Below are 2,665 nucleotides of genomic sequence, written 5' to 3'. Positions count from 1 at the left end.
CGACCATGACCGATACCGACACGCCCGCACTAGCAAGCTAAAACCCCAAACGAGAGGAAAACGCCGTTACACCACTACAAGGGACTTGACCTTCTCGGATCCCGAGTCCCCGATCCAATTCGTGGTCTGCACGTCGACGTTGCTTGAGGGAGTGAACCTCCCGGCAAAGAACATCTTCGTTCTTAGCGACAAGCACGGCAATAGCTCCTTTACGAAGATCGACTTCGAGAATCTCGCTGGCCGCGCTGGTCGTCTCACCTACGATTTCTCCGGCAACGTCATCTGCGTGCGCGAAGAGGCTAACCGGTGGGCTGACACGACCCGGGCACTGATTCCCCGGGCCGAACCCGCTCGCGCCGACAGCTTCCTCGTCAATCCTGCGAATAACCGGAAGAAGGAATACACGGACATCGCGCGGATCCTGCGAGGCGAGAGTCTGCCGGGCACGCCGTCGGCAGATCAGCAGCGAAGCATTGAGCAGTATGCATCCATCCTGACTCTGCATCAGCTCGACAACCAGCAGACACCGCTTCGAAGCTACTTCCTCGACAAAGTCAAGGACGGGCGCGAGCTACTTCGGAAAGCGGCCGCCTCGGTCAAAGTTCCAACCGACGTTTTGCGCCGCTCCCCGAACATCCTTCCGGAGTACCAGGATCGCGTCTGGGCTGATCTCACGAGTGGCTCTGCGGCACCGCTTGTCGCTGATGATGCAGACCTCACTGACGTCAACACGTTTCTCAACGTGCTCAGCCGCCTGAGCAACCTCTACGGATGGCGAGCGACTGAGGTTTCGGGGACTGACCCTCTCATGCCTAAGAAGGCCGATGCTGACGGCTGGGAACGCCGTCTCTATTATTGGGCGCTCCTTATGCGGGGTTGGGTACGGGGTGATCCGATCAGCAGAGTGATCTCCAGCTCAATCGCGTACTACACCCAGCGTGGATCGATCACCTACCGCGACTACACGCGTGACGAGAGCCTCGTGAAAGAACCTTTCGACCGTAACTCGGCAAAGCACGTGAACCTCATCATCGAGTGGACGCTGCGGGATATCGAGGGTGGCCTGCGGTTCCGCATCATCGGGTACCTGCAGAACTTCTTCGATGTGAGCCTCATGGCACTCGGGAGAGACAGAGCCGGAATCAACGTTGCGACACTTGTCGAGTACGGCACGACTGATCGGCGTGCGATCCAGCTCCAAGAGGTCGGGTTCGGTCGGTCCGTCGCAACGGAGCTTCTGGCCGACCACGACGATGCGCTCCACTTCTCTGCCGATGATGAACTCGAAGATTTTGACTATGAAGCGGCATTGGCAAGCACCACGCTGTCGGACGAAGCGCGGGCCGAAATCGAGAACATTATGGTCAAGGTGAAAGTCGATGACGCTCCAGCGTAGCTACGGAGCTGCGGTACCTGAGCCGATGTCGGCCCGGCGACGCACGCTCCCACCTGGTCGCTTTCCTCACCGAAGCCGCTCAGAATGTCGGAGGCCAACCGTATTGTCAGCTCAGGCGCCGAAGCTTGGAGGAAGATATGACGTCCCACGCGTATGCGTTCCCCGTCGCCATCTCGCGACTCGGCGAGGGAGAGACCTCTCGCGAGCCGCAGAACCTGCGCGCGATCCAGTGGCTTGCGGATCAGCCTGGCGGTTCTGTAGTTGTCGTGACGCCGCAGAAGCAGGTGCACAGCGACATCCTGAAGCGACTGGTGGCGACATCGGGAGTCACTCATCTCTCATGGAAGGGCTTCTCGACGGGATCGCTCGCGGGCCATCGAGTCCTCTACGCCTGGCCGAACCGAAAGCACCTGAATGGCCTGTGGGGTGTTGAGGCTGACGCGCTTGCGGTCATCGAGTGGAATGAGGACGAGACGGCGGAATGGATTGAGTGCGCCAACCCCGTCCAACTGTTTCATGGGAGCACCGTCGAGCCTCAGCCTGTCGAAGAACCAGCAGATCGACAGGAGCCGTTGCCGAACGGGGTGTCTGGGATTCTCGAGCACATCGCGGCGATGGCGGCCGGCTACTCATCGGGTTTGAAGTGGAATGAAGAAGACAAGCTCAAGGCGGACATGATGAACCGGCCGGACCGCTGGGCGCCGATCACAGTTGAGCAGGTGCGCGCCAAGTGTCGGGCACTTGGCATGCGGCCGGACGACGTTGACACGGTCGCAGGACTCCTGCAGCGCCGGAAGGAAGGCCGGCGCTTCAACGTACAGAGCTCGTACCGCACGTTCCGTTTCAACTGATCTGAGCTGCCGGGCTACCCGTCAACGACGACGCCTATCGTGACAAGAGCGTTCCGCTCCTGGAACGCATGCACTCGCGACGCCGCCGCATCATGGTGAAGGAGAGCTTCGCGACCGCTGAGCCTTCCGACGAGAAGTAGATGCTATTCATCACCGCCGCAGCGCCCGGCTGATCGTGGACTCGCTTACTCCGTGCATCTCCATCAGCTCGCGACGGGTCGAACCGCCGTCGAACAGACGCCTTGCCTCGGCCTTCTGCTCCATGCCGAGGGCCGGACGCTTCGCCTTGACGGTGAGGTCGAATCCTGCGCGGCGGAGTGTGTCGGGGTCTGCTGTCGGTTTGCTTGAGTCCAAGACTGTCTCGATCTGAAGATCGATACTGAAAGGATGATGAGCATGCCATCGAAGTACAGTGAGG

General features: G+C 60.2%; 3 protein-coding genes. 2 read left to right on the top strand and 1 reads right to left on the bottom strand.

The window, feature by feature from the left end; all coding sequences use genetic code 11:
* Positions 1-85: 85 nt before the first annotated feature.
* Together BSZ39_RS12550 and BSZ39_RS12545 are read left to right on the top strand one after the other, a co-directional pair.
* Positions 86-1,396 (top strand): hypothetical protein, encoded by a 1,311-nt coding sequence (locus BSZ39_RS12550; protein ID WP_073717642.1) that lies wholly within the window; start codon positions 86-88, stop codon positions 1,394-1,396.
* Positions 1,397-1,533: 137 nt separating this feature from the next.
* On the top strand, positions 1,534-2,247 hold the full coding sequence (locus tag BSZ39_RS12545; protein ID WP_073717641.1) for a hypothetical protein: 714 nt from the start codon (positions 1,534-1,536) through the stop codon (positions 2,245-2,247).
* Between the two features lie 150 nt (positions 2,248-2,397).
* On the opposite strand, the gene BSZ39_RS12540 is transcribed toward BSZ39_RS12545, so the two are convergent.
* A partial coding sequence (locus tag BSZ39_RS12540; RefSeq protein ID WP_222842966.1) for a helix-turn-helix domain-containing protein occupies positions 2,398-2,665 on the bottom strand: 268 nt, incomplete at its 5' end.

Source organism: Bowdeniella nasicola, from assembly GCF_001907295.1.
Lineage (GTDB): Bacteria > Actinomycetota > Actinomycetes > Actinomycetales > Actinomycetaceae > Bowdeniella > Bowdeniella nasicola.
Note: the sequence above shows the minus strand (reverse complement) of the source record. Positions and strands in the feature narration are given on the sequence as shown.

Bases quoted from the DNA above. Each gene is read 5' to 3' on its own strand.
- BSZ39_RS12545 (WP_073717641.1), top strand. From the start codon at position 1,534: ATGACGTCCCACGCGTATGCGTTCCCCGTCGCCATCTCGCGACTCGGC.